This is a genomic window from Candidatus Hydrogenedentota bacterium, assembly GCA_012523015.1.
Classification (GTDB): Bacteria; Hydrogenedentota; Hydrogenedentia; order Hydrogenedentales; family CAITNO01; genus JAAYBJ01.
On record JAAYJI010000333.1, the window covers coordinates 1 to 1,888 of the forward strand.

The window sequence follows — 1,888 nt, forward strand, 5'->3', positions numbered from 1 at the left end:
GTTGCTACCGTTGTTCCATCTGAGGATAACGCCCGGCTAATCCAAAGACAGAATGCCACTTGCCAGTCATCGGATATATCGGCGTATATGCTCCATTCTTGACTGTCCGGAAAGGCTTCCTTGGAAACCCGTTCAACAATATCCATGGCCGTCTTTAGAGAATCCACATCACGAGAAATGCCTAAGCGGGCAGCTACTTGTTCTGCGTAAGACATTACAAAACAATTCATACGATGAGGCAGCGCCCAAATATGGCCTTTGTAAGTCACTGCGGGCAATAAGGTCTTGGGAATGATAGCTTTAGGATCTAAACCTAGGTCCGTGAAAAAAGAATCCAAAGGTTCAAGCAGATCTTTGTCTACATAATCAGCCAAGTCATTGTCATAAAAACCCGCATAAACCGGAACGATATCCGGTAATTGCGCCAAATTTTCGCCCTTCCTTGATTTCGACGGAAAGACGGATGAAGTAGTGTGCCGATCAATGACGAGCCTAAAACCTTCTTCTGAAGTATCTATGCCGTGCAAGGGGAATTGACTGTTTTGGGTATGTTGACCAATGTGCAGCGCAACCGCGTCTGCTGCCGAAGGGTAAGAATTGAACAGCATAAACAATAAAATGACCCACATTAACATTGTTTCAAGGCGTATGTTCATGACTTGATCTCCTTTGATTCTTGACCGGAACAGCAGGACAATCCTAAACAGAACAGCCCGCTTACTCATAACTCCGTAGTGTCTCCAAGTAAAACGCCGCGCTCCGTGCCGCCGCTGTATCACTATATTCTGACTCGATCCGTTCAAGAAGTTCAAACATTTTCCGACCTTGATGGGATACGGAAGCTTGTTGCGCCAATAGCAACAGGGCCTCCGGCGCCAGTTTATGTTTTGGATAGGATCGGACTAACGTATTCAGGGCGGTTTCTGCCCCGGATACATTCCCCAAACGAAAACGGCTAAGTCCGGCAAGGTACAAAATATCGGCGTGTCGTTCTCCCAAATAGGCTTCATCTTTCGACAGCAGGGCTGTCAACAAGGCATCTGATTCATAATAGGAATTCATTTGGTAATACTGAAAGGCAGCTTGAAAGCTATATTCAGGATTATCTTCCAGATCCACACAGGCGAGATAAATACGGGCGCTCTCTTGGGGCATATTCAAATCTTGGCTGTAAATTTCAGTCAATAGGGTCACTGCGTTCAAGCGTGATTCCGAAGACAACGCCGTCTGCAGCGCTTGTCCCTCAAGCCAATGGACAGCCTCGCGGGGCTGTGCACGGCTGCGATACATCCGTGCCACAGCCAGGCGGTAGTGGTTCCCCAGAGATTCTGGATACCTGTCCAACCCTGATTCTGCTAAGGCAAAGCCCGCATCTTGAATGGCGCGCAGGCGAGCTTGCAATGTCCATTCATCCTCCATCGCCGAGGAACCGCCGCCCTCGGATTCGCTGTTGCCCGAAGGTATTTCCAACAGGAAAAGAGCAAGACCGTAATCCGTCGACGCGGAAACTGTTAATTCAGTCTCCGGAATCACTTCGAGCGCTGCCTCAAAAGCGTCTGCCCCTTCGCTAAGGCGGTGCCGTGTTATTGCCGCTCCGCCGGCGCGCAGCTGCGCAATAAAACGACCGTAGCCATCATCCTCGGCAATATCGGAAGTCGACGTCCGGGAAAAATCGTATTGGCGCAATTCCCATAAGGCGCACTCCTTCAATTCATTGAGTGCAGCCGTATTCAACAAAGGCTGCGCAAACAGTAAGGGCCAATACCAGGCATCGCGGGATTGCCAATACAGATACAACCCATCAAAAACTTGGGAACCACGGCTGCTGTCTACTTGCCACGCCAACAAACGCTGTTCTGCCGCTTGTTCGGGTTGACCTGTCTTTTCA

The 1,888-nt window shown here is 49.5% G+C and carries 2 protein-coding genes; both read right to left on the reverse strand.

Going from position 1 to position 1,888, the window contains the following annotated elements; all coding sequences use genetic code 11:
* The coding region (locus GX117_14495) for a hypothetical protein (protein NLO34540.1) at nt 1-656 on the reverse strand (656 nt) is incomplete at its 3' end.
* A gap of 61 nt (nt 657-717) precedes the next feature.
* Nucleotides 718-1,888, reverse strand: a 1,171-nt coding sequence (locus tag GX117_14500; protein ID NLO34541.1) for a hypothetical protein, incomplete at its 5' end; no start/stop codon positions are given.